This is a genomic window from Paenibacillus sp. FSL M8-0142, assembly GCF_038597315.1.
Lineage (GTDB): Bacteria > Bacillota > Bacilli > Paenibacillales > Paenibacillaceae > Paenibacillus_AQ > Paenibacillus_AQ lactis.
In genome coordinates this window covers 5,317,297-5,338,587 of record NZ_CP152008.1, presented here as the reverse complement: position 1 = coordinate 5,338,587, position 21,291 = coordinate 5,317,297, and the positions used below count along the sequence as shown (strand labels likewise).

The window sequence follows — 21,291 nt, the reverse complement described above, 5'->3', positions numbered from 1 at the left end:
ATTGACTTAACGGAGAGTTGCACGCTATTATTTTACCTAACGATAGTTAAAAAAGAGGTGAGCAACCAATGAAGAAACGTGATATGACTTCACAGCAGTTGATTGAAGCGGCCCTGCACTTATTTGCGCAGCACGGCATCGAGAAGACCAGCCTTGCAATGATCGCAGCGGCGGTAGGCATGACGAAGCCTTCGATTTATTATCATTTTGCTTCAAAGGATGAACTCATCGAGCGGGTCTTCGAATACATGTTCAGTGACTACCATTTCGACCATTACTTCTCGGTTTCAGAGTTGACTGCGGAGAATTTCGCCTTGAAGCTGTACGAGGGCGGGCTGCGTATGTTTCCAGAGGATGAGGAGCATTTTGCCCCGGTCTTCCGATTGTTGAACGAATTCATGCTGACTGCCGGCCGAAACGGACACTATGGCGAGCGAGTCATCGCCATGCAGCGGGAATTTCTGGACGGATTCGAGAAGGTCATGCAGCGGGGAGCCGAGTTAGGCATAATCGAACCCGAGAACGTGACGGTTAAGGCCCATTTGCTGGCACTTCTCATTGACAATATCACCAGCTACATGATGATGGGCATGAAGCTGCCGTATCAGGAGTTATGGAAGGAAGCCGTCAACAGCGTCTTCCGGAAAGGGGAGGATCGTATTGGATAAACGAACGGTATGGACGGAGCTTGGATTATCGACAGTGGATAAAATGCTGATATGGGCGATTCCGCCGGTGCTTGGGGGCGTGCTCGGCTGGTTCCTTCCTGTCATCGCGGAATGGGCGTCCAGCCTGCCATGGGTGCCATTCCAGGGGCCGCTGGAGCTGGTTGCTTCGCTGCATGGACCGTGGGTTGCGCTGATTACGGCACTGCTCGGGCTCCTTGCGGGCATGTGGCTTTCCCATGCGGCCATACGAGAGAGCCTCCACGTACGATTATCCGACCGGGAACTGCAGCTATCAGTGAATGGCGCCGAGGCTGTTTACACGAGAGAAGACATATTCGCCGCCTTCCTGGATGGCAAGGAGCTCGTCCTTGTCGGTCAGCAGGGTCAGGAGCTGTATAGACAGAAGATTGAAGGGAAAGCCCGGCTGTTCACGGAGGAGTTTCTAAGGCACGGCTACCCGTGGCGGGAAGGAGATCCGTATGCGGATGAATACCGCAGGTGGGTCGCAAATTCCCCGGAATTGACCGCAGCCATGAACGCCCTGTTCGAGGCGAGGGAGAAGGCACTGCGAGAGGATGACAAGGATGATGCAGACGATCTGCGTCGGGAGCTCTCAAAGCTCGGGGTAACGGTCCGTGACGAAGGAAAGCGGCAGTACTGGCGTCTGCATGGATCGCGGCTTTAACGACTGTAGCGACCGTAATGGCAGCAACCTGCTCTTCCACTCTCAAACAAATGAACCCCTTCCATCTGACAAAAAGACACCCTACACCGCTCTCGCAAACAATTTTCCCTCTTGAGATAAGACATCCGGCGGTCCTTTCCTTCAAAGAGAAGCTTTACAATGAAAGCGATACCCCGAAAGCGATACCTCACTCGAAGGAGATGTCTTATGAATTTTGATCTGAATATCGTGCCTTTCAGCCGAAGAGAGTCCTTCTTGGCGATCTCCCTCCTGCCCGAGGCTAAGGAGCGGAGAAAGGGGCTTTACCTGCGTACAGTCCGCGGAGGAGACGACAAGTTTGGCGAGGCCTTTCTGATTGAGCTGCTGGACCGAAACAACGAGCCGGTTTCTTTTGAATCTATAGCATCACCTGAAAAAATCAGGCTGGAGGCGACGGATTCGGCTAGCCACGCAGATATTTGTTTATCCGACTCCCGGACCGTCAGGTTCCGGTCGAAAGGATGCGGCATACGCCTTACCTTTTATCCCGCCGCATATGATTATGCTTATGAGACGGACCCGGACCGCTGGGAAGTGAACAGCTTTACCCATGGCTGCCGCTTTATGCTGACAAGGCTTGCGGGACGCATGAGCATGGAGGTTGCATGGGATGAGATCAAGAGCTCGCGGGTAACCGCCGTATTTTCAGCGGATGAGGAGACCGACACGGCGGAATTTGCCGTGGAAGAGTTCATGACGGTAATGACGCCGCGCTCCGAATGGGAGAGCTTCGAGGAGGCGGTGCGGCTCGTTCAGGAGGATTACGGCAGCTGGTTAAACCGCACCTTAACCGTCCCGGAGCGTTGGCAGGAAGCCAGAGAGCTCGCCGCCTATATCACTTGGTCCTGCCTGGTTCCCGCCGAAGGCTGCCTGACCCGCCCGGCGATGTATATGTCAAAGAACTGGATGACCAACATTTGGAGCTGGGACAACTGCTTTAATGCAATGGCCTTGGTGCGGCATAACCCGAAGCTTGCGTGGGACCAGTTTATGATCTTTTTCGACCGGCAGGATGAGAGCGGGCTGATTCCGGACTTCGTGAATGATAAATACGAGCTCTGGAACTGCAACAAGCCGCCGATTCACGGCTGGACGCTGTCTTGGATGATGCGACGCACCGATTTCATACAAGAGGAGCAGCTGCGCGAGGTGTACGGACCGCTCTCCAAATGGACGCAGTGGTGGTTCACGTACCGGGATCATGACGGCGACGGCATTCCCCAGTACAACCACGGCAACGATTCGGGCTGGGATAACAGCACGGCGTTCAATAACGGGATTCCTGTGGAAAGCCCCGACCTCTCATCCTATCTGATTATTCAGATGGAGGTGCTGGCCGAAATCGCCGGCCTTCTCGGGTTGCCGGAGGAAGCTGCCGCATGGAAGCAGAAAGCGGACGATACGCTTGAGCGCATGCTCTGCCATTTTTGGAGGGATGGAAGGTTCACGGCCTGCCGTTCAGGCACGCATGAGGTGTCGGAAGGCGACAGCCTGCTGCTGTTCGTCCCGATCCTGCTGGGCAAGCGGCTGCCGGAGCATATCCGTGCCGCGCTGCTTACGGGACTTCGGGATGAGACCCGATTCCTGACCTGGAACGGCTGGGCCACAGAGAGCGTCAGCAGCCGCTATTATAAGCCGGACGGATACTGGCGCGGGCCGATCTGGGCTCCCTCGACGATGCTGCTCGTCGAAGGCGTTGCGGCAGCCGGTGACCGAGAGCTGGCCATGGAGGTGGCGCAGCGGTTCTGCCGGATGCTTAGCAGCAGCGGCATGGCTGAGAACTTTGACGCCCTGACCGGAGCGGGGCTGAGAGACCGGGCGTTTACCTGGACCTCCAGCGTATTTTTGATACTCGGACATGAATACACGCATTAACCGACCTTAGAGAAACACTTCTTCCCGGGCATTTTTTGCCTTGGGGGGAGGTGCTTTTTCCGTTTCCCCTGTGTTTTCCAGTTGGCGCCTAATTACAAGCCATAGGTTGAGGTTTATAATGAAAGCGGTATCAATTCCGCCGGGGCTGTGAATGCCTTCAGGCTTAAAGCTTGTTTTTGAAAAAAAAGACGAAAAGACAGCGGGGAGATTATCATGAGCTTTCAGCGGACCAAAAAGGTAGCCGGCCGCATGTTCGCCGGCGCCTATCGTAGCATCCGAACCAAGCTGCTCTCCTGGTTTTTAATCGTAACCCTGATCCCTCTGTTTTCGCTTGGCGCGCTGTCCTACTACCAGTCGGCCCGGATCATCAACTCCCAATTCGGGAAATACGGAGATAATGCCGTCGCCCAGCTGGAGCAGCAAACCAGCTCAACCCTGAGCCGGATGAAGCAGACGGCCGAAACGATTTATTCCTATCTGCTGGATCCGAGCCGCATGGGGATTGGAAACCAGGCACCCACCACCTACCGCGACATTTTGGAGAAGAATGATTTTGAATCCTTGCTGAAATCCCTTCGGACCCAGCTGACGGCCGGCATCTACATTATTACGACCTCGGGTTATTACTACGGGGAGAACAACCTGGATGTCGCCAAGCTTGACCGTATCCCCTTATGGCGGTCGAAGCCGAAGGCGTATGCCGGAACCTATTGGCTCGGCTTTTATCCGCAGGATCATTTCATCAAGAGCAGCGACAGCGGCAACCGAAGCGTCATCGGCCTGGCGGTTCCGATTCACCATCCGGACAAGTCCCAGGACGGCAGCATCATTCTCATCGAAGAGTATGCGGAAGAGCTGCTGCAGATGTTCCGGCAATTCGAGGAGGATACCCATGCCCATCTGCAGATCAGCTCGCCGGACGGTACGGTCATCTACGAGACGGATGCCGCCTACTCGCCCAAAGACAGCGATGTAACCTGGTCACGGACGCTCGCCGTCAATCAATGGACGCTCGAGGCCCGGATTCCGGCGAAAGCCTTCTATCGATCCTCAGGCATCATCCGGGCGAACACGATGACGGTTGCCATCTTGTCCTGCCTGCTCGCTTTCGGCATCGCCTACCTGTTCTCTTCGCGCTTCACCTCAAGGATCAGGACATTGAAGGATTCGATGCAGAAGGTCAGCTTCGGCAAGCTGGACACCCGCACGCCGATCGATGGCCGAGACGAGCTGGGCAGCCTGGATATGAGCTTCAACCGGATGGTTACGGGGATTCAGGAATTGATCGGCGAAGTGGAAAGAAGCGAGCGGCTGAAGAAGGAGGCGGAGCTGCGGGCATTTCACTATCAGATCAATCCCCATCTGCTGTTCAACACGCTCAACTCCATTCAGTGGAAAGCCAGGCTCGAGGGCGCCGAGGACATCCGCCTGATGCTGTATCATCTGACGATGGTGCTCGAGGGAAATCTTGATATCTCCCAGGAGCTGGTCACGCTTCGCAGGGAGCTGCGCATGATCGAGCATTTTCTTAAGGTCCAGGAAATCCGGTACGGGGAAGTATTTCGTTATCGCCTGGAATGTGACGATTCACTGCTTCCGTATTTGATTCCGCGGATGACGCTTCAGCCGTTATTTGAAAATATATTCTTCCACGCCTTCACGGACGGCGAAGGAGAGATCGATATGTCGATCAGGATGGACGGCGACGATCTGGTGCTAATGCTCCGGGATAACGGGGCAGGCATGAAGGAGGAGCAGCTGGCGAGGCTATTCTCGCCTGAAGTAAAACGCAAGGGACGGGGCGGGCTTGGCGTACGCAACGCCGATCAAAAATTCAAGCTGCATTTTGGCCCGCTGTACGGGCTCACGGTGTATTCCGTGAAGGGAGAAGGAACGACAATCACCATACGCTGGCCGAAAAAGGAGGAGTCTGACGATGTTGGAAACAGAGAAAATCAAGGTGCTGATTGCCGATGACGAGAGTATCGTGCGCAAGGGACTCCGCACAACGGTGGCTTGGGACCGCTTCGGGATGGAGGTTGTGGCGGACAGCCCTAACGGCCAGGCAGCCTGGGAAGCTTTCCTGGAGCATCGTCCCCAGGTCGTCATCACGGATATCGTCATGCCGGAGATGGACGGGATCGAGTTGTCCCGCAGGGTCAAGGAAGCAACGCCGGAGACCAGAATCATTCTGCTCAGCTGCCATCGGGACTTCGAATATGCCCAAGAGGGGATGCGGCTCGGAGCCTCGGCCTATTTGTTGAAGACCGCCTTCGAGGATGAAGAGCTCGAGGCCCTGCTGGGCAAATTTCAGCGGGAGCTGTATGAGACGGCAGTATCCTTGCAGGATCAGGACGATCAGCTGTCCACGCATCTGTATGCTTGGCTTAATGGGCATAACGACAAATTCCTGGAGGTGCTGCGGAAGCTTTGGAGCGGCAGTTGGCGCATGAAAGGACAGCCTGCCGCGCTGTACCTGGTTAAGTCCGCCGGCTGTGGCAGCTCATGGGAGAGCCTTCTTCAGGAGCATGAAGCCGATGAGCCGAGACTGCACAGCGGCAAGCGGATTCGCTACGGGTCGGACAGCTGTTATTGGGTCGTTCCGGATGGGCTAAAGGACGGTATAGAGAGCCTGCTGATCGAGATGAAGAGCCGGTGCGGCAAGCTGACGTGGGATTCGCGGCGAGGCCTTGAGGACCTGGAGGATGTACAGGATGCCTTTCAATCGCTGCATAAGGAAGCCGAATTGGAGCGGGTGTACGGACTTAGCGCGGAGCATTGGCCCGAACCGATTCTGCAAGCCGTTCATCTGCTGCATGCGTTTCCGTCGGCCGAATGGTCGGCGGCGGAGCTGGCCCAGAAGGTGGGATTAAGCCGCAGCCATTTTTCGATTTTGTTCAAAAAAACGGTTGGCGACAGCTTCATCGCTTTCCAATATAAGCGCAAGCTTCGTCTCGCTTACGGATTGCTGCGCGAAACCTCCTTAACCATGCAGGAAATCGCCGAGCGGACAGGTCTTGGGGACAGCAAATATTTCAGCAAATGGTTCAAGCGCTGCACCGGGAAGACGCCAAGCCAATACCGTACCGAACAAAAAGGGGAATCATCGTAAACAAACGAACACCGAGAATGACCATTTCGAACAAAAACACGATAAACTGCGAATCAGCGCACGTTTTGGACCGCTCTTCATCGGGTTATGATGAAAGCGGTTTAATTCATATTACCTCAACTCTTTAGGGGGAATCGACATGATGAAAAGAAGGTCATGGATGGTTATCGTATCCGTGATGGCGTTAACGGCATCCATGCTGGCCGGATGCGGCGGCGGAGGCACCGGTACGGCGAAGGAGCCGGACAATGGCTCGCAAGCCGGGGTTACAACGCTTCGGTTCGCAACTTGGGATACCGGCGATGCGCTGAAGATTGAACAGGATATCGCCAAAAAATTCGAGGAATCGCATCCCGGCACGAAGGTCCAGGTAGAGGCCTATGCAGACGGGTTCGATCAAAAGCTGGCAGCCGGCTTCGGCGCTGCAAACCCGCCGGACGTGATGTATATGTGGGATTTCCCGACGTATCATCAGTCGCTGGAGCCGCTGGACGATTACGCGTCCAAGGACAAGGATTTGAACATTGACGATTTTTACCAAGGCCTGTTCAACTACGGCAAGATCGGGGATAAGCTGTACGGGATCCCGGCCGGATTCACGACGCGGGTCGTGTATTACAACAAGAAGCTGTTCGATGAGGCGGGAATCGCATATCCAAACGACGGATGGACCTGGACTGACTTCCAGGACATTGCCAAGAGGCTGACGGACCCGTCCAAGAAGCAGTACGGCTTCGGCGTACGCGCGGAGAACGACACGTATGACCTGCAAGGCCTGGTATGGAGCAACGGAGGTTCATTCATATCGGAGGACGGCACGACGATTGAAGGCTATATGAACAGCAAAGAGACGGCGGAAGCCATTCAGATGCTGGGTGATATGCTGAAGAACGGTACCGCCGTGCTTGCCGGTGGCAAGGGACAGCAGAGCGGGGAGGACATCTTCAAGGCCGGAAAGATCGCGATGTGGGAGAGCGGAATATGGCCGCTCGAATCGTTCAGGGAAGCCGGAATCGATGTGGGCACCGTCGAGATGCCGGCCTTCCCGGGCAAGCCGGTCAAGGGGGTTCTTGCCGAATCGGCGCTGTCGATTGCGAAGGACTCCAAGCATAAGGATCTGGCCTGGGAGTTCATCAAGTTCTATGTATCCGATGAGGCGATCAAAATGCGCGTGGCTGACCTTCCGGTCCGGGCAAGCGTCGTCAATGAGCTGAAGAAGGATCAAGATCCGCTCTACAAGCCGTATTACACGATGCTGGAGCGTTCGGACAATACGCCGGCCTTCCTGCTCAACCCGAAATGGAACGAAGTCAACCGCCAGCTGTCGGCAGCCGTGGAGTCCGTCATGTTCGGCAGCGATGCGCAAGAGGCCCTGAACCAAGCGGTGAAGGACAGCGAAGGCTATTTGAAATAAACGATAGAAAGAAGGCTCGCTACTATGGCCCGGATCAATGTGCTTAACCCGCAGCAGCAGACAGCGGCCCCGAAGCGGCTTGGACGAAAACGATGGGGTGGGGCAGCGCCCTACCTCTTCATTTTTCCATGGATATTCGGCTTCCTGGTCTTCACGCTGGGCCCGCTGTTGTTCTCTCTTGTTATATCCTTTTTTGACTGGCCGATCGTCGGCCAAGTCACCTTCGTCGGCTTCGACAATTACGTGGAGATGTTCTCGGATGATCCGCTGTTCTGGAAATCCCTGATGATTACGCTGAAATTTGCGGCTTTATTCGTGCCGCTGAACATTATCGTCGCCTTGGGACTGGCGATGCTGCTGAACCAGAAGGTAAAAGGCAGCGCCTTCTTCCGAACCGCCTTCTACCTGCCGTCGGTCATTTCCGGCGTGGCCCTCGCCATGATCTGGTCATGGGTTTACAGCGGGGATTACGGGATCCTGAATTACTTCTTGTCGGTATTCGGCATTGAAGGTCCCGACTGGCTGAACGATACGAAATGGTCCCTCGTCGCGATGGTGATCGCAAGCCTGTGGGGCCAGGGCTCGATGATGCTTATTTTTCTCGCGGGGCTCAAAGGCATCCCGAAGGACTTGTACGAGTCGGCTTCCATTGATGGAGCCGGCAAGATCAGACAGTTTTTCAATGTGACCGTTCCGATGATTACGCCGACGCTGCTGTTCAACCTGATCACGTCCATCATCGCCGCCTTCCAGCAGCTGACGCTGGCGCTCCTGTTAACGGGCGGGGGGCCGCTGAAATCCACCTTTTTCTATGCGATGTACATGTACGAGAATGCGTTCAAATACTTCAAAATGGGCTACTCTGCAGCGAATGCGTGGTTCATGTTCCTGATCGTCCTGACGCTTACGTTCCTTGTGTTCAAGTCCTCGGAGGCTTGGGTGTTCTATGAGGGCGAGATGAAGAAGGCAAAACCGAAGCATGTCAAACGCCGGGCTGCCGGCAGAGAGGGGCATTGACGCATGAGAAAAGTAATCACGTACACGCTGCTTGTATTCTGCTCCCTGCTGTTCATTGCGCCCCTGTTCTGGGCCGTAACGACCGCGCTAAAGTCCCCGCAGGAGCTGTATCTGTTTCCACCGAAATGGCTGCCGTCCGTTTGGCGGTTCAGCAATTTCGCGGAGGCCTGGAGCATCCAGCCGTTTAACCTGTTTTTGAAAAATACGGTGATCGTGACGCTGCTGTCCACGCTCGGGCAGCTCATCTCCTGCACGCTGGTGGCGTACGGGTTCGCCCGGTTCCAATTCAAGGGACGTGATGCGCTGTTCCTGATCGTGCTTGCAACCATGATGATCCCCTGGGAAGTGACCATGATCCCGCAGTATATGGAGTTCAACTACCTGGGGTGGATCAATACGCTTAAGCCGCTGATCGTCCCGTCCTGGTTCGGCTCCGCGTATTTCATCTTCCTGCTGCGGCAGTTCATCATGACCTTGCCAAGAGAGCTTGACGAGGCGGCCACGATTGACGGTGCGGGAAAAATGACGGTTCTGGCGAGGATCATCGTGCCGCTCATGGGACCGTCGCTGATCTTAGTTGCGGTGTTTCATATGATGAGCTGCTGGAATGATTACCTGGGCCCGCTCATCTTCCTGAATGATCAGACCAAATATACGTTGACGCTGGGCCTGTCCCAGTTCAGGGGCATGCATGGCGTCGACATGCAGTCCATCATGGCCATTACATGCCTGATCTCCATTCCGCCGCTTGCCGTATTTTTCTTCGCCCAGCGGTATATCGTCGGCGGAATCGCGACGACGGGGATCAAAGGCTAGATCAGATGACAGCAACGATAAAGCAATATGGAAAGGATGGAGAGAATAGCATGAAAGTCAGACCGATTGACCGGGATTGGGATAATCTTGGCGTGCTGGAGCGAAACCGCTCCAAGAGCCGGGCCTATTTCATCCCGTTTACGGATGCCGAGGAAGCGCTCCGCTATGACAGGGGCAGCTCGGCATGGTACAAGTCGCTGAACGGCATGTGGAAATTTCATTATGCGGAGGAGCCGGAGGCGGCTCCTGAAGATTTTTATTTAACCGAGTATAACGTTTCGGATTGGGACGATATTCCCGTACCGGGACATTGGCAGCTGCAGGGCTACGGCCATCCGCATTATACGGATCTGTATTATCCGTTCCCGGTGGATCCGCCGCATGTGCCGGATGCGAACCCGACCGGCAGTTATGTCCGGGAATTTGAGATCCCCGGCGATTGGGACGGCAGAAGGATCAGCGTCAAGTTCGACGGCGTGGACAGTGCGTTTCATGTATGGCTCAACGGGTCGTTTATCGGCTACAGCCAAGGAAGCCGGCTGACCTCCGAGTTCGATCTGACGCCCTATGTGACGACCGGGGTGAACCGGATGGCCGTGCGCGTATATCAGTGGTCCGATGGAAGCTATCTGGAGGATCAGGATATGTGGTGGATGAGCGGCATTTTCAGGGATGTGTACCTGGTCGCGGAGCCTGCAGCTCTTCGCATCGCCGATTTCCGCGTGATCACCGAGCTTGATGCGGAGTACCGGCAAGCCAAGCTGAACGTCCTCCTGGAGCTGGAGGGGACGGAGGACGGCTCGGTCCAGCTGCAGCTGTTGAACGGGAACGGCACCGAGATTGGCGCAATCGGGAAGGAAATCGCCCGCTCCTCCTCGGCGGAGCTTGAAATCGAGGTGATCAACCCGGCCCTGTGGAGTGCGGAGTCCCCGGCTTTATATCATCTGGTCATGACCTTGAAGGATTCGAAAGGGCAGTCTCTGGAGACCATTGCGCAGCGCGTCGGCTTCAGGAGCGTTGAAGTCAAGGAAGGCCAGCTCATGGTGAATGGCCGGCCGATCCTGCTCAAAGGAGTCAACCGCCATGATCATCACCCGGATACCGGCCGGACCGTGACGATGTCAACGATGCTCGAGGACATTCAGATGATGAAGCAGCACAACATCAATGCCGTGCGGACGGCGCATTACCCGAATGACCCGCGGTTCTACGATCTGTGCGACGAGTACGGGCTGTACGTCATGGAAGAGGCTGATCTGGAGACCCACGGCTTCGAGCTGCTCGGCAATATTTCGCGTCTAAGCGATGATCCGGCGTGGAAGGAGGCTTATGTGGACCGTGTCCGCCGGATGGTGGAGCGGGATAAGAACCATCCTTGCGTGCTGTTCTGGTCCCTCGGCAACGAATCCGGCTTCGGCTGCAATTTCCGCGCGATGGCGGACTGGTGCCGGGAGCATGACACCACGAGGTTGATCCATTATGAGGAGGACCGGGAAGCCGAGGTGTGCGATGTGGTGAGCACGATGTATTCCTCCGTTGAGAAGATGGAGGGGTTAGGTCAACTGGAGGGGCATCCCAAGCCGCATATTCTGTGCGAATATGCCCACGCCATGGGCAACGGACCCGGCGGACTGCGCCCTTATTTTGACACCTTTGAAAGGTATCCCCGTCTTGCGGGAGGGTTCGTGTGGGAGTGGATCGACCATGGGTTGACGAGAACGACGGAAGACGGCAGGAAGGATTATGCGTACGGCGGAGATTACGGCGACGTGCCGAATAACGGCAACTTTGTCATCGACGGATTGGTGCGTCCGGACCGAACGCCTTCGCCGGGACTTCTCGAGTATAAGAAGGTGATTGAACCGGTCCGCGTTACCATGCCGCAAGCCGGCACGCTGCTCGTCATGAACCGGTACGATTTCATTACGCTGGAGCATCTGCAGGCCCATTACCGGATCTTGGCCGATGGCGAGCTTGTCCGCAGCGGGGTGCTGGAGCTGCCGCTTATCGAAGCGGGCGAGAGCGCGGAGCTGCGTCTTCCCGTGAGCCTCGAGGAAGCGGCGGCCGTGGTGAATCCTTATGCGGAGCTGTGGCTTGAGGTATCCTTCCATCTGGCTGCGGACTGCCGCTGGGCGGAGCGCGGGCACGAGGTGGCTTGGTCCCAATTCCAGCTGCGGGCAGCAACGGTACCCGAATTCCGGCCTACGGATACGGCTGGACGGGGGGAGCTGCGGATCATTGAAGAGAAGCGCAAGCTCAAGGCGGCGATGGACGGCATCGAGCTGTCGCTGAATTCCTCCCGGCCGGGGTTTGAAAGCTTGTCCGTGAGCGGCAAGCTGCTTACGCTTGACGGTCCGCGGCTGAATTTCTGGCGGCCGCCGATCGACAACGACATGTACGTGCTGGCGGATTGGCGGAAGGCCCATCTGGACCGGCTCACCGAGCGGGTCGACCATTTCGAATGGAAGCGACCGGATTCTGCTTCGATTCAAGCCCGCTGGGTCTCCCGAATCGCGCCGCCGGTGTACGATTGGGGGTTCCGTTGCGAAACCGTCTATACGATCACCTCAGGCGGCTTGATCATCATGAATATCAAGGGCGAGCCGATCGGTACGCCGCCATCCACGCTGCCGAAGATCGGGCTGCAAATGAAGCTTGCGGCAGATATGGAGCATGTCCGCTGGTATGGACGGGGTCCGGGCGAAAGCTATCCGGACAGCAAGGAGGCAGGGCGTTTCGGTACGTACCGCAGCACGGTGGAAGGCTTGTTTACGCCGTACATTTATCCGCAAGAGAACGGGAACCGCACGGATGTCCGCTGGATTTCCATCGCGGATGGCGCAGGCCTTGGCCTGCTTGCCGCTTCCGAGTCTGCCCTGAATTTCAGCGCGAGCCGGTATTCCGACTCTGATGTGGAATATGCCAAACATGCCAGCGACCTGATGCCGAGCGAATATATTACGTTCAACCTGGATTACCGCCAGAACGGGCTCGGAAGCAACAGCTGCGGTCCGGCGCAGGCTCCGGAGCATACGGTTAAGCCGGAACCGTTCGAGTTCCGAATTCTGCTGCAGGCATACGCCTCGGAGGATACCGATCCGGGGACGCTCTCCCGGCGGATGCGTTCGGAAGCAAAGCTTTACAGCTGATCCTGGTTTTTGCTCATATTCTTATCGTTTCGGATATTCCGACAGAAGGGGAATCACATGTCCTTTTACATCAAAGACCTGCTGCAGCTGTCTACCGGCGTACGCCGGTTCCTTATAAGCGAAGCCTTGTACGGCATAGGCATCGGTCTTTACACGCTGGTTCTGAATTTGCATTTGCTCTTCCGGGGGCTGAGGGAGGATCAGATCGGCGCGCTGGTATCGATGGGCATTCTGATCATGGGGATCCTCGCCATTCCGGTCTCTCTGCTCGCGAATCGGACGGGAAGAAAAAAACTGCTGGTTACCGGCGTGTTCTTTATCGCCGCAGGAAATGTGCTGTTTGCCGTCAGCGATCAATTGCTCTGGTTCTATGCCGCCCAGATTCTCGTGTCGACCGGGCTGACGCTCGTCGAAACCACGGAGATTCAGCTTCTCTTCCATTATTGCCGTTCCCGTAAGGAGGAAGCCCGCGCCTTCTCCCTGATGTTTGCCGTGTTTACGGCCTTTACGGGTCTCGGCACGCTGGTGGCCGGATATATCGCGGAGGGGGCAGAAGGAAGTCGAGGGTATGAAGCCTCCCTTCTCCTCACCGGGCTGGTTCTCGTGATTCATGGAGCCGTTCGGGCGTTCTGGCTGCTTGCCGAGCGTGTGGGCAGGGAGGAGGAAGCGCCGGGCCGTCCGCTTTCCGAAGGGGCATCCAAGCTAACGGCGCCCATTCTTTCCGGGACCTTATGGCTGTTTGCCGTGTTCATGGCCCTCTTGGGAGGGTGTATCGCGATGACGGGCTCCTTCCTGAATGTGATCGTGAAATTCCGGCTGGACTGGATGGATGATCAAGTATCGCTCATCTTGGCCGTCGGTGCCATTCTGCTCTTTATCTGCTCTCTAATGACGCCTTACGTCATGGAGCGGTTCGGTTATCATACGGCGATCGTTTCCGTATTTATCGTCAATATTCTGCTGTTCGCGGCTTTGTATACGGTACTTCCCGTATGGCTGTTCGTCGTCCTGTTCCTGCTGCGGGGCGGCGGCGTAACGATGCTGTCCAATCTGCTTGACAGCCTGCTGATGTCCGCGTTTAACGAACAGGAACGGAATCTATATGCCGGCATGCGGTCGGTATTTCGGAGCTTGGGATCTTCCGGGGCAACCTTTGTCTCGGGATTGATTCTGGCCAGGCAGGATTATCAGCTTCCCTTCCTTGCCACGGCCGGGGCGCTGCTGATATGCGGTCTGTATTATGTGTTGTGGATACGTCCGGTCTTGTCGAGGAGATTGGGCGGCAGCATAGAAACGTAAAATCAAACCCCGGTTGTGGCTGGATTTCAGCGCGGCCGGGGTGAAGTTTTATGCGGAGAATTCCGGTGGAGGATCCGGAGAGTGTCCGCGGAGACTAGACAGAGGATCCGCAGAGTATCAGCAGAGTATCAGCAGAGTATCAGCAGAGTTATCAGCAGAGCATCCGCGGTGCATCCACAGAGTATCAGCAGGGAATCCGCAGTATAACGGCAGAATTACACCAGAATTACACCAGAATTACACCAGAATACAACGATAAAGACAGCGCTTTTATTTTCGTACCGAAAAGTCCTCAAATAGGTTGACATGAAAAATTGGAACATGTTTAAATAGAAGAAGTGTTAGCACTCTATGCGATGGAGTGCTAAAATCCTGATTCATAACGGAAAGGGGACCTCTTCTCATGGCGAAAAAACAGTTTAAAGCGGAATCCAAGCGTCTGCTTGAGATGATGATCAATTCCATCTATACGCAGCGCGAAATATTCCTGCGCGAGCTGATCTCGAATGCAAGCGACGCTATCGATAAAATCTACTACAAGGCGCTGACGGACGATCAGCTGGTGTTCAATAAAGACGATTATTTCATTAAGATTACGCCGAACAAAGCGGACCGTACGCTGACCATTACCGATACGGGGATCGGCATGACGAAGGAAGAGCTGGAGAACAACCTCGGCGTCATCGCGAAGAGCGGATCGCTCGCGTTCAAGAACGAAATTGAAGCGAAGGACGGCCATAACATCATCGGCCAGTTCGGTGTCGGTTTCTATTCGGCATTCATGGTCGCCGACGTCGTAACGGTAACCAGCCGGGCGCTTGGCAGCGACGAGGCCTATCAGTGGGAATCCAAAGGCGCGGACGGCTATACGATTACTCCGGCCGAGAAAGATACAGTTGGTACGGAGATTGTGCTCAAGATTAAACCGAACACCGAAGAAGATCAATATGACGAGTTTCTGGAAGAGTACCGCCTGCGGGCGATCATCAAGAAATACTCCGACTTCATCCGTTATCCGATCAAGATGGACGTCAAGACGCAGCGGCCAAAGGAAGGCGCGGACAACGAATTCGTGGAGGTTCAGGAGGAGCAGACCCTCAACAGCATGGTGCCGATCTGGCGCAAGAACAAGGGCGAGCTGACCGACGCGGACTACGAGAACTTCTATAACGAGAAGCGCTACGGCTTCGACAAGCCGCTGAAGCATATCCATGTGAAGGCGGACGGCGCGGTCGTGTACAACGCGATTCTGTTCATCCCTGAGCATACGCCGTTTGATTATTACACGAAGGAATATGAGAAAGGGCTGGAGCTGTACTCGAACGGCGTGCTTATTATGGAAAAATGCGGCGATCTGCTGCCGGATTACTTCAGCTTCGTGAAGGGGATGGTCGATTCGGAGGACCTCTCGCTCAACATCTCCCGCGAAATGCTGCAGCATGACCGTCAGCTGACGCTCATTGCGAAGAACATCAAGAATAAGATCAAGAGCGCGCTGCAGAGCATGCTCAAGGATGAGCGCGAGAAATACGAGAAATTCTATCAGTCATTCGGGCGCGGTCTGAAATTTGGCGTCTATAACGAGTACGGCATGCACAAGGACGATCTGCAGGACCTGCTGCTGTTCACCTCCTCGAAGGAGAAGAAGCTGGTTACCCTGGATGAGTATGTATCCAGAATGCCGGAGGATCAGAAGTATATTTATTATGCCGCAGGCGATTCGATTGACCGCCTCGAGAAGCTGCCGCAGACGGAGATGGTGCTGGATAAGGGCTATGAAATTCTGTACTTCACCGACGATGTGGATGAGTTCGCCATCAAGATGCTGATGAAGTATAAGGAGAAGGAATTCAAATCCGTGTCGAGCGGTGATCTCGGAATTGAATCCGATGCGGACAAGAAGGAGACCGAAGCGGAGGAGAACGACAACAAGGAGCTGTTCACCGCGATGGAAGGCATCCTGGCGGGTAAAGTGAAATCCGTCAAGGCTTCCAAGCGCCTGAAATCCCATCCGGTCTGCTTGTCGGCGGAGGGCGAAGTGTCCATCGAGATGGAGAAAATCCTCAAGGCGATGCCGAACGGGCAGGATGTGAAGGCCGACAAAGTCCTTGAAATCAACACGGGCCACGAGGTGTTCCAAGCCTTGAAGGCGCATAAGGATGATCAGGATAAGCTGGCGCTCTACACCAATCTGCTGTACAACCAGGCGCTGCTCATCGAAGGGCTGCCGATTGCCGATCCGGTAGAGTTTACGAACGACATCTGCAAAATTATGGTGTAACAGCGGCGATCTCCGTTCATGGGGGAAGCTAACAAAATAAAAACGGAAGACCCGATCAGCTGGCGATAACCGCCGGGCTGGCCGGGTCTTTTTCGTTACGGATAAATTTCCTTAGGCGAGATGCTAGAGCAAGCGCAGCTTTGCTGATCGCGGGTCCATATTCGCCTCTCCTGCTTATTCCGCGCGCTCTACCGGTGTTCCGGCTGCGCTTACTAAGACAGCATCGGTTCTGAGCAATCTTTTCACAAACAGCGCAAATATGACAAGCGACACCACGACGGAGACAGAGGCGATCGCGAATAGCAGCGGATACCCGGTTTGCTCCGATATCCAGCCGAGGATAATGGCCCCAAGGCCGATGCCGAGATCAAACGCAGTCATAAAGGAAGCGTTGGCAGCGCCCCGCCGGTCCTCGGGAGCGATTCGCAGGGTTGCCGCTTGCAGTGCAGGCTGCGCCGAGCCGAATCCGATCCCGTGAGGATGGCGGCGGCGATCAGACCGACGAGGCTATCGGAAAGGCTGAGGAGAAGCAGCGACAGCGCCGTTATAATGAGGGATGGTATGATGACGGCGGCTTCGCCGAAGCGGTCCGACAGCTTGCCGGCCAGCGGACGGATCAAGGTCAGCGCAATGGCATAAACCAGAAAGAAGGTTCCCGGATTGACGCTGATGGATGCAGCGAATAGTGGAAGGAAGGTCGTAATTCCTCCATAAGCCACGGCGAGAAAAAAGATAGCGGCCGTTACCGGCAGAACCGACGGTTCGATCAGCCGAATCCGCCCGGCCGAGGGCTTCGGTTGAAAGGGGACCTTGGTCATAAACGCGAGCACCCATGCAGCTAAGGAAAGTCCGGCGGCAACAAGGAACAGGGTGTGGAAAGAGTCGCCGGAGGCAAGCGCGGTGCCGAGCATCGGACCGATCGCCATCGCAACCGTCATGGCCATGCCGTACCAGCCCATCCCCTCGCCCCGGCGCGAGGCAGGAATCAAATCCGTGATGGCGGTCCCCACGGACGTCGTGGCAAATGCCCAGCTTACACCATGTACCATCCGGAGGGCGAGCAGCAGCAGAATGCCGCCGACCCAGTCATACGAGACCATGGAAATGACGAACAATAACAGTCCCCACACATAAAAGGGCCTTCTACCGTGACGGTCGACGAGAGCTCCCACGAACGGGCGGAAGACGACCGCCGACAAGGTGAACAGCCCTGCAGCAAGGCCTACCTGGGATTCGCTGCCCCCCAAATGCTTGATATACAGCGGCATCGTGGGAAGCAGCAGGTAAAAGCCCGTAAACAGAAACAGCATGCCAACCGTCATTTGAATAAACGGCTTGGTCCATAAACGCTCCACTCTCAATTCCTCCTTTATCATCCTTGATTAGGTAAGCTTATTCCGGTTCCGACGCGAGACGCTCGATTTCAGCTCTTACCCATTCGATATCGGCTGATCCGATCCGTTTCCGGTGATCCAGCACGCGCAGGAGCTGCGTCCGCTGTTTCTCGGGCTCCGGTTTATAGAACATCAGCTCTGCCTCGAAATCGCTGACATGCTTGAGATTTGTTTCAAGGTACTTCAAATACTGGTTAAGACATTCGAGCCGGACCGATTTCGGGACATAACGGAAGTACACCATCTTGTAATGGAGCAGCTCTGTTGTATCCGCTCCGTATTCCAGCGGCTTCTCCATCAGCTCTAAAAACCGACTTCTTCCCGCATCGGTGATTTGATATATTTTGCGAGGCCGTTTACCTGTTGGGACTTCATCCATGGTAAGGTGGATCCAGCCGTTCTCCACCATTCGGGATAGCAGCGGGTACAGCGTACCGGAACTGATCTGCCGATAGGGGCCGCCGGCATTTTTAAGGATTTCCTGAAGCATGTAGCCATGCTTCTCACCCGTCATCAATTCGCCTAACACAAATAGTTCGTACATGAGCACCTCCAAAATATGTCGTATCGATATAAATATATATCGATACGACATATTAATCAAGCCGAAAAGCGGCTCACGTTTCTAAATTATAGACAAGACAAGGCTCCTATAACGAAACGGAACATGGCGGCACAGGGAACCCCTCACCGCCATGTTCCAGCCATTAAGCTGCATGCCTCTTCATTTCGCAGCGCTTAACTAGAGGCATTTAGCTCTGCATGCCTCTCCATTTCAAAGCGCTGACTAGAGCCGCTTGAATTGCGTTACGAGCTGCCCGTGTTCTTCCTCACCGGCTCCTCTTCGCGGCTGTTCATGCGCCCGGTATACTCCAGATGCTGAAACCCCCAACTGCACATATCGGTAAGCACCGTTCCCAGCGTCTTTCCATGCTCCGAGATCGAGTATTCCACTTTAGGCGGAATCTCGGGATAGACCGTTCGCACAACGAGCCCATCCTGCTCCAACTCCCGCAGCTGGTTGGTCAGCATGCCCTGGGTGACACCCGGAAGCAGCCGCCGCAGCTCTCCGAAGCGCTTGGTTCCGTCTTGAAGCAGAATAAACAGGATCAGCGGCTTCCACTTTCCGCCGATCAACTGCAGGGTTGTCAATATCCCGGCCGTTTCATGCGGTTGATGCTCAAATCTGTTCATATCCCTTCACTCCCCCCTTTTGTTAACCCCATTGAATCATTCCGCGATCTATAGGTTGAACGATGGAATACCGGTTAAGCCAGCTGAGTGGCAACCATGCTGACTGTTTAGATCCCTCCCGGCATCGCCGTTCGTTTTAGAAATCTCGATGATTGTAATGTAGCACAATATCCGTTTTAGACCCAGTACGATTCTAAAATGTACTTAGTACGGTTTATCGTACCATGAGGGAGGAAGGGAAGCCGCGAATCATATGGATAGGACAAGAGAAAGGACGGCCCGCCGAGGGCTCGTCTTTTTGTTGTGCGCAAAAAAGTAAAATTCGTTCCAAAATACTCATTTCTATTTCTTATATGCTGCAGACGGCTTTTTTACAATGAAGATACAACATTTCTATCGCCATATTCGAAAAGGGCTTTCGAATTACGCTTTGCCAAGCATTAACGCCAGGAGGAGAGAAATATGAAACGAACAAAGAATTCCGTGAGGCTCAGCATGGTCGCGAGGGAGCGAATCGCCGGCTATTTATTTGTGGCTCCTTTAATGTTGGGACTGCTGGTTCTGACGCTCATTCCCGTAATCGGGTCTTTGCTGCTCAGCTTTACGAATTGGAACTTTGTTGCCGGCATGGGTGCCATGAAATTCGCCGGCTTTGATAATTTTGTCAGATTGGTTCATGACAGCGCATTCGTGAAGAGCCTGGTCAACAATCTTATTTTTATCATTACGGTACCGATTACCATGATCATTGCGCTAGTGCTTGCTGTACTCATTGATAAGCATGTATACCTGAAGGATGCCTTCAAGGTTATTTACTTTCTTCCTTATATTTCGAGCATCGTTGCGGTGGCTATGGTCTGGCAGGTCTTATTCCACCCTTCGCTCGGGCCTGTAAACAAGACGCTCATGTCGCTAGGGATCGACAATCCCCCGAAATGGCTTGCGGACATCGACTTTGCACTGCCGTCCTTGATGATGATTCAGGTGTGGATTCTTCTAGGATACAACATCATTATTTACATCGCTGGCTTGCAATCGATTCCGAAGGACCTATACGAAGCGGCTGAGATCGATGGGGCAAATGCATGGGTGAAATTCCGCAGCATCACGCTGCCGTGCATTTCGCCAACCACCTTTTTCCTGCTGGTGACCGGCATCATCGGAACCTTCAAAATTTTCGACCTGATTCAGGTGCTTACCCAGGGAGGTCCGGCTAATTCCACAACCGTCATTGTGTATGAATTGTATGACACGGCCTTCAATCAGCTGAAGACAGGCTACGCTTCAAGCATGGCGATGATTTTATTCCTGATCTGTCTGCTTATTACCGGCGCGCAGATGCTGGCCCAGAAGAAATGGGTCAACTATTAAGACGACTTGGCAAGAAAGGAGATTGACATGAGAATCAGTATTTCAAAAGCCTTCTGGACCGTCATCATGGCCTTAATCGGCATTCTGTTCATTCTTCCGTTTGTGTGGATGCTGTCCACTTCCTTCAAGCCGGAGGCGGACGTATTCAAATTCCCGATCGAATGGATTCCGAAGCACTGGAATGCAATCGAGAATTTCCGGACCGTATGGAGCGGCCAATTTGTCCGTTACTATTGGAACTCCATCTATATCACGATCGCAACGACGGTCATTAATGTTTTTGTGTGCGCGTTGGCCGCTTACGGCTTCTCCAAGCTCCGATTCTGGGGCAGGGACGCGATGTTCGTTCTGGTCCTGGCCTTGTACATGGTGCCGCCGCAGGCCTCCCTGGTACCGCAGTTTCTGTTGTTCAACTGGATGCAGCTGATCGATACCCATGCCGGCCTGATTCTGCTGAACAGCTTCAGCATTATCGGGGCCTTCATGTTAAAGCAATTTTTCATGGGCGTGCATGATGAATACATCGAATCCGGAAAAATGGACGGGGCGGGGTACTTTCGAACTTTTTGGCAAATTGCCCTCCCGCTGATCCGTCCCGGCGTCGCGACGTACGCCATTCTCCGGTTTATCTGGACGTGGAACGATTACCAGTATCCGCTGATCTTCCTAAAGTCCAAAGAGCTGTTTATGATTCAGCTCGGCATTCGGCTGTTCGGGGATCAATACGGCGATGTCTATTCCTTGATGATGGCCGGTGCCGTATCCGCCATACTCCCGCTGCTGATCATTTTCGCCATTGGCCAGAAGCAGGTTATTGAGGGCATCTCCCTTGGGGGAGTGAAAGGATGATAAAGTCAAAATCGTTTGGCTTCCGTAAAAAATGGTGCCTACGCCAGAAGCTTACGCATGATAGGATGGATCCTGTAAGCACTTACAAATGTTGATGACAACCTGAAAAAACCTGTTACTATTAGAGG

15 protein-coding genes and 1 pseudogene are annotated in these 21,291 nt (G+C 54.5%); 13 read left to right on the top strand and 3 right to left on the bottom strand.

From position 1 onward, the window contains the following. The first annotated feature begins 68 nt into the window (after nucleotides 1-68). From NSQ46_RS24390 to htpG, 11 genes are all read left to right on the top strand, one after another. Nucleotides 69-668: a TetR/AcrR family transcriptional regulator gene (locus NSQ46_RS24390; RefSeq protein ID WP_342575042.1), complete on the top strand. Its 600-nt coding sequence runs from the start codon at nucleotides 69-71 to the stop codon at nucleotides 666-668. Further along, on the top strand, nucleotides 661-1,353 hold the full coding sequence (locus NSQ46_RS24385) for a hypothetical protein (RefSeq protein WP_028405790.1): 693 nt from the start codon (nucleotides 661-663) through the stop codon (nucleotides 1,351-1,353). Before NSQ46_RS24390 ends, NSQ46_RS24385 begins: the two co-directional genes overlap by 8 nt. Before the next feature lie 207 nt (nucleotides 1,354-1,560). Next, complete coding sequence (locus tag NSQ46_RS24380) at nucleotides 1,561-3,267, top strand: trehalase family glycosidase (RefSeq protein WP_342575041.1); 1,707 nt, start codon at nucleotides 1,561-1,563, stop codon at nucleotides 3,265-3,267. 213 nt (nucleotides 3,268-3,480) lie between these two features. Next, complete coding sequence (locus tag NSQ46_RS24375) at nucleotides 3,481-5,244, top strand: sensor histidine kinase (RefSeq protein ID WP_007131506.1); 1,764 nt, start codon at nucleotides 3,481-3,483, stop codon at nucleotides 5,242-5,244. Further along, complete coding sequence (locus NSQ46_RS24370) at nucleotides 5,204-6,379, top strand: response regulator (RefSeq protein ID WP_342575040.1); 1,176 nt, start codon at nucleotides 5,204-5,206, stop codon at nucleotides 6,377-6,379. The genes NSQ46_RS24375 and NSQ46_RS24370 overlap by 41 nt, the downstream gene beginning before the upstream one ends. A gap of 139 nt (nucleotides 6,380-6,518) precedes the next feature. Further along, nucleotides 6,519-7,793, top strand: coding sequence for a sugar ABC transporter substrate-binding protein (locus NSQ46_RS24365; protein WP_342575039.1), 1,275 nt, complete (start codon nucleotides 6,519-6,521; stop codon nucleotides 7,791-7,793). 24 nt (nucleotides 7,794-7,817) lie between these two features. Beyond that, on the top strand, nucleotides 7,818-8,810 hold the full coding sequence (locus NSQ46_RS24360; RefSeq protein WP_144871225.1) for a sugar ABC transporter permease: 993 nt from the start codon (nucleotides 7,818-7,820) through the stop codon (nucleotides 8,808-8,810). Between the two features lie 3 nt (nucleotides 8,811-8,813). Next, nucleotides 8,814-9,626 (top strand): carbohydrate ABC transporter permease, encoded by an 813-nt coding sequence (locus tag NSQ46_RS24355; protein ID WP_007131510.1) that lies wholly within the window; start codon nucleotides 8,814-8,816, stop codon nucleotides 9,624-9,626. Nucleotides 9,627-9,676: 50 nt separating this feature from the next. Continuing rightward, nucleotides 9,677-12,775: a glycoside hydrolase family 2 TIM barrel-domain containing protein gene (locus NSQ46_RS24350; protein ID WP_342575037.1), complete on the top strand. Its 3,099-nt coding sequence runs from the start codon at nucleotides 9,677-9,679 to the stop codon at nucleotides 12,773-12,775. Between the two features lie 57 nt (nucleotides 12,776-12,832). Further along, nucleotides 12,833-14,074, top strand: a complete 1,242-nt coding sequence (locus tag NSQ46_RS24345) for an MFS transporter (protein WP_342575035.1) — start codon at nucleotides 12,833-12,835, stop codon at nucleotides 14,072-14,074. 403 nt (nucleotides 14,075-14,477) lie between these two features. Next, nucleotides 14,478-16,355, top strand: coding sequence for a molecular chaperone HtpG (gene htpG / locus NSQ46_RS24340; protein ID WP_210095418.1), 1,878 nt, complete (start codon nucleotides 14,478-14,480; stop codon nucleotides 16,353-16,355). A 174-nt stretch (nucleotides 16,356-16,529) separates the two neighbouring features. On the opposite strand, the pseudogene NSQ46_RS24335 reads toward htpG, so the two are convergent. The 3 genes and pseudogenes from NSQ46_RS24335 to NSQ46_RS24325 form a co-directional block, all read right to left on the bottom strand. Further along, nucleotides 16,530-17,710: pseudogene (locus NSQ46_RS24335) on the bottom strand (MFS transporter). Between the two features lie 37 nt (nucleotides 17,711-17,747). Next, a complete protein-coding gene (locus tag NSQ46_RS24330; protein WP_007131515.1) occupies nucleotides 17,748-18,293 on the bottom strand; it encodes a PadR family transcriptional regulator in 546 nt (181 codons plus the stop codon). A 263-nt stretch (nucleotides 18,294-18,556) separates the two neighbouring features. After that, entirely contained in the window at nucleotides 18,557-18,943 is a 387-nt protein-coding gene (locus NSQ46_RS24325) for a helix-turn-helix domain-containing protein (RefSeq protein WP_007131516.1), read from the bottom strand. A 462-nt stretch (nucleotides 18,944-19,405) separates the two neighbouring features. Between NSQ46_RS24325 and NSQ46_RS24320 the strand changes: the two genes are divergently transcribed. Beyond that, on the top strand, nucleotides 19,406-20,314 hold the full coding sequence (locus tag NSQ46_RS24320; RefSeq protein ID WP_007131517.1) for a sugar ABC transporter permease: 909 nt from the start codon (nucleotides 19,406-19,408) through the stop codon (nucleotides 20,312-20,314). Between the two features lie 27 nt (nucleotides 20,315-20,341). Then, nucleotides 20,342-21,163, top strand: coding sequence for a carbohydrate ABC transporter permease (locus tag NSQ46_RS24315; protein WP_342575030.1), 822 nt, complete (start codon nucleotides 20,342-20,344; stop codon nucleotides 21,161-21,163). Nucleotides 21,164-21,291: the final 128 nt, after the last annotated feature.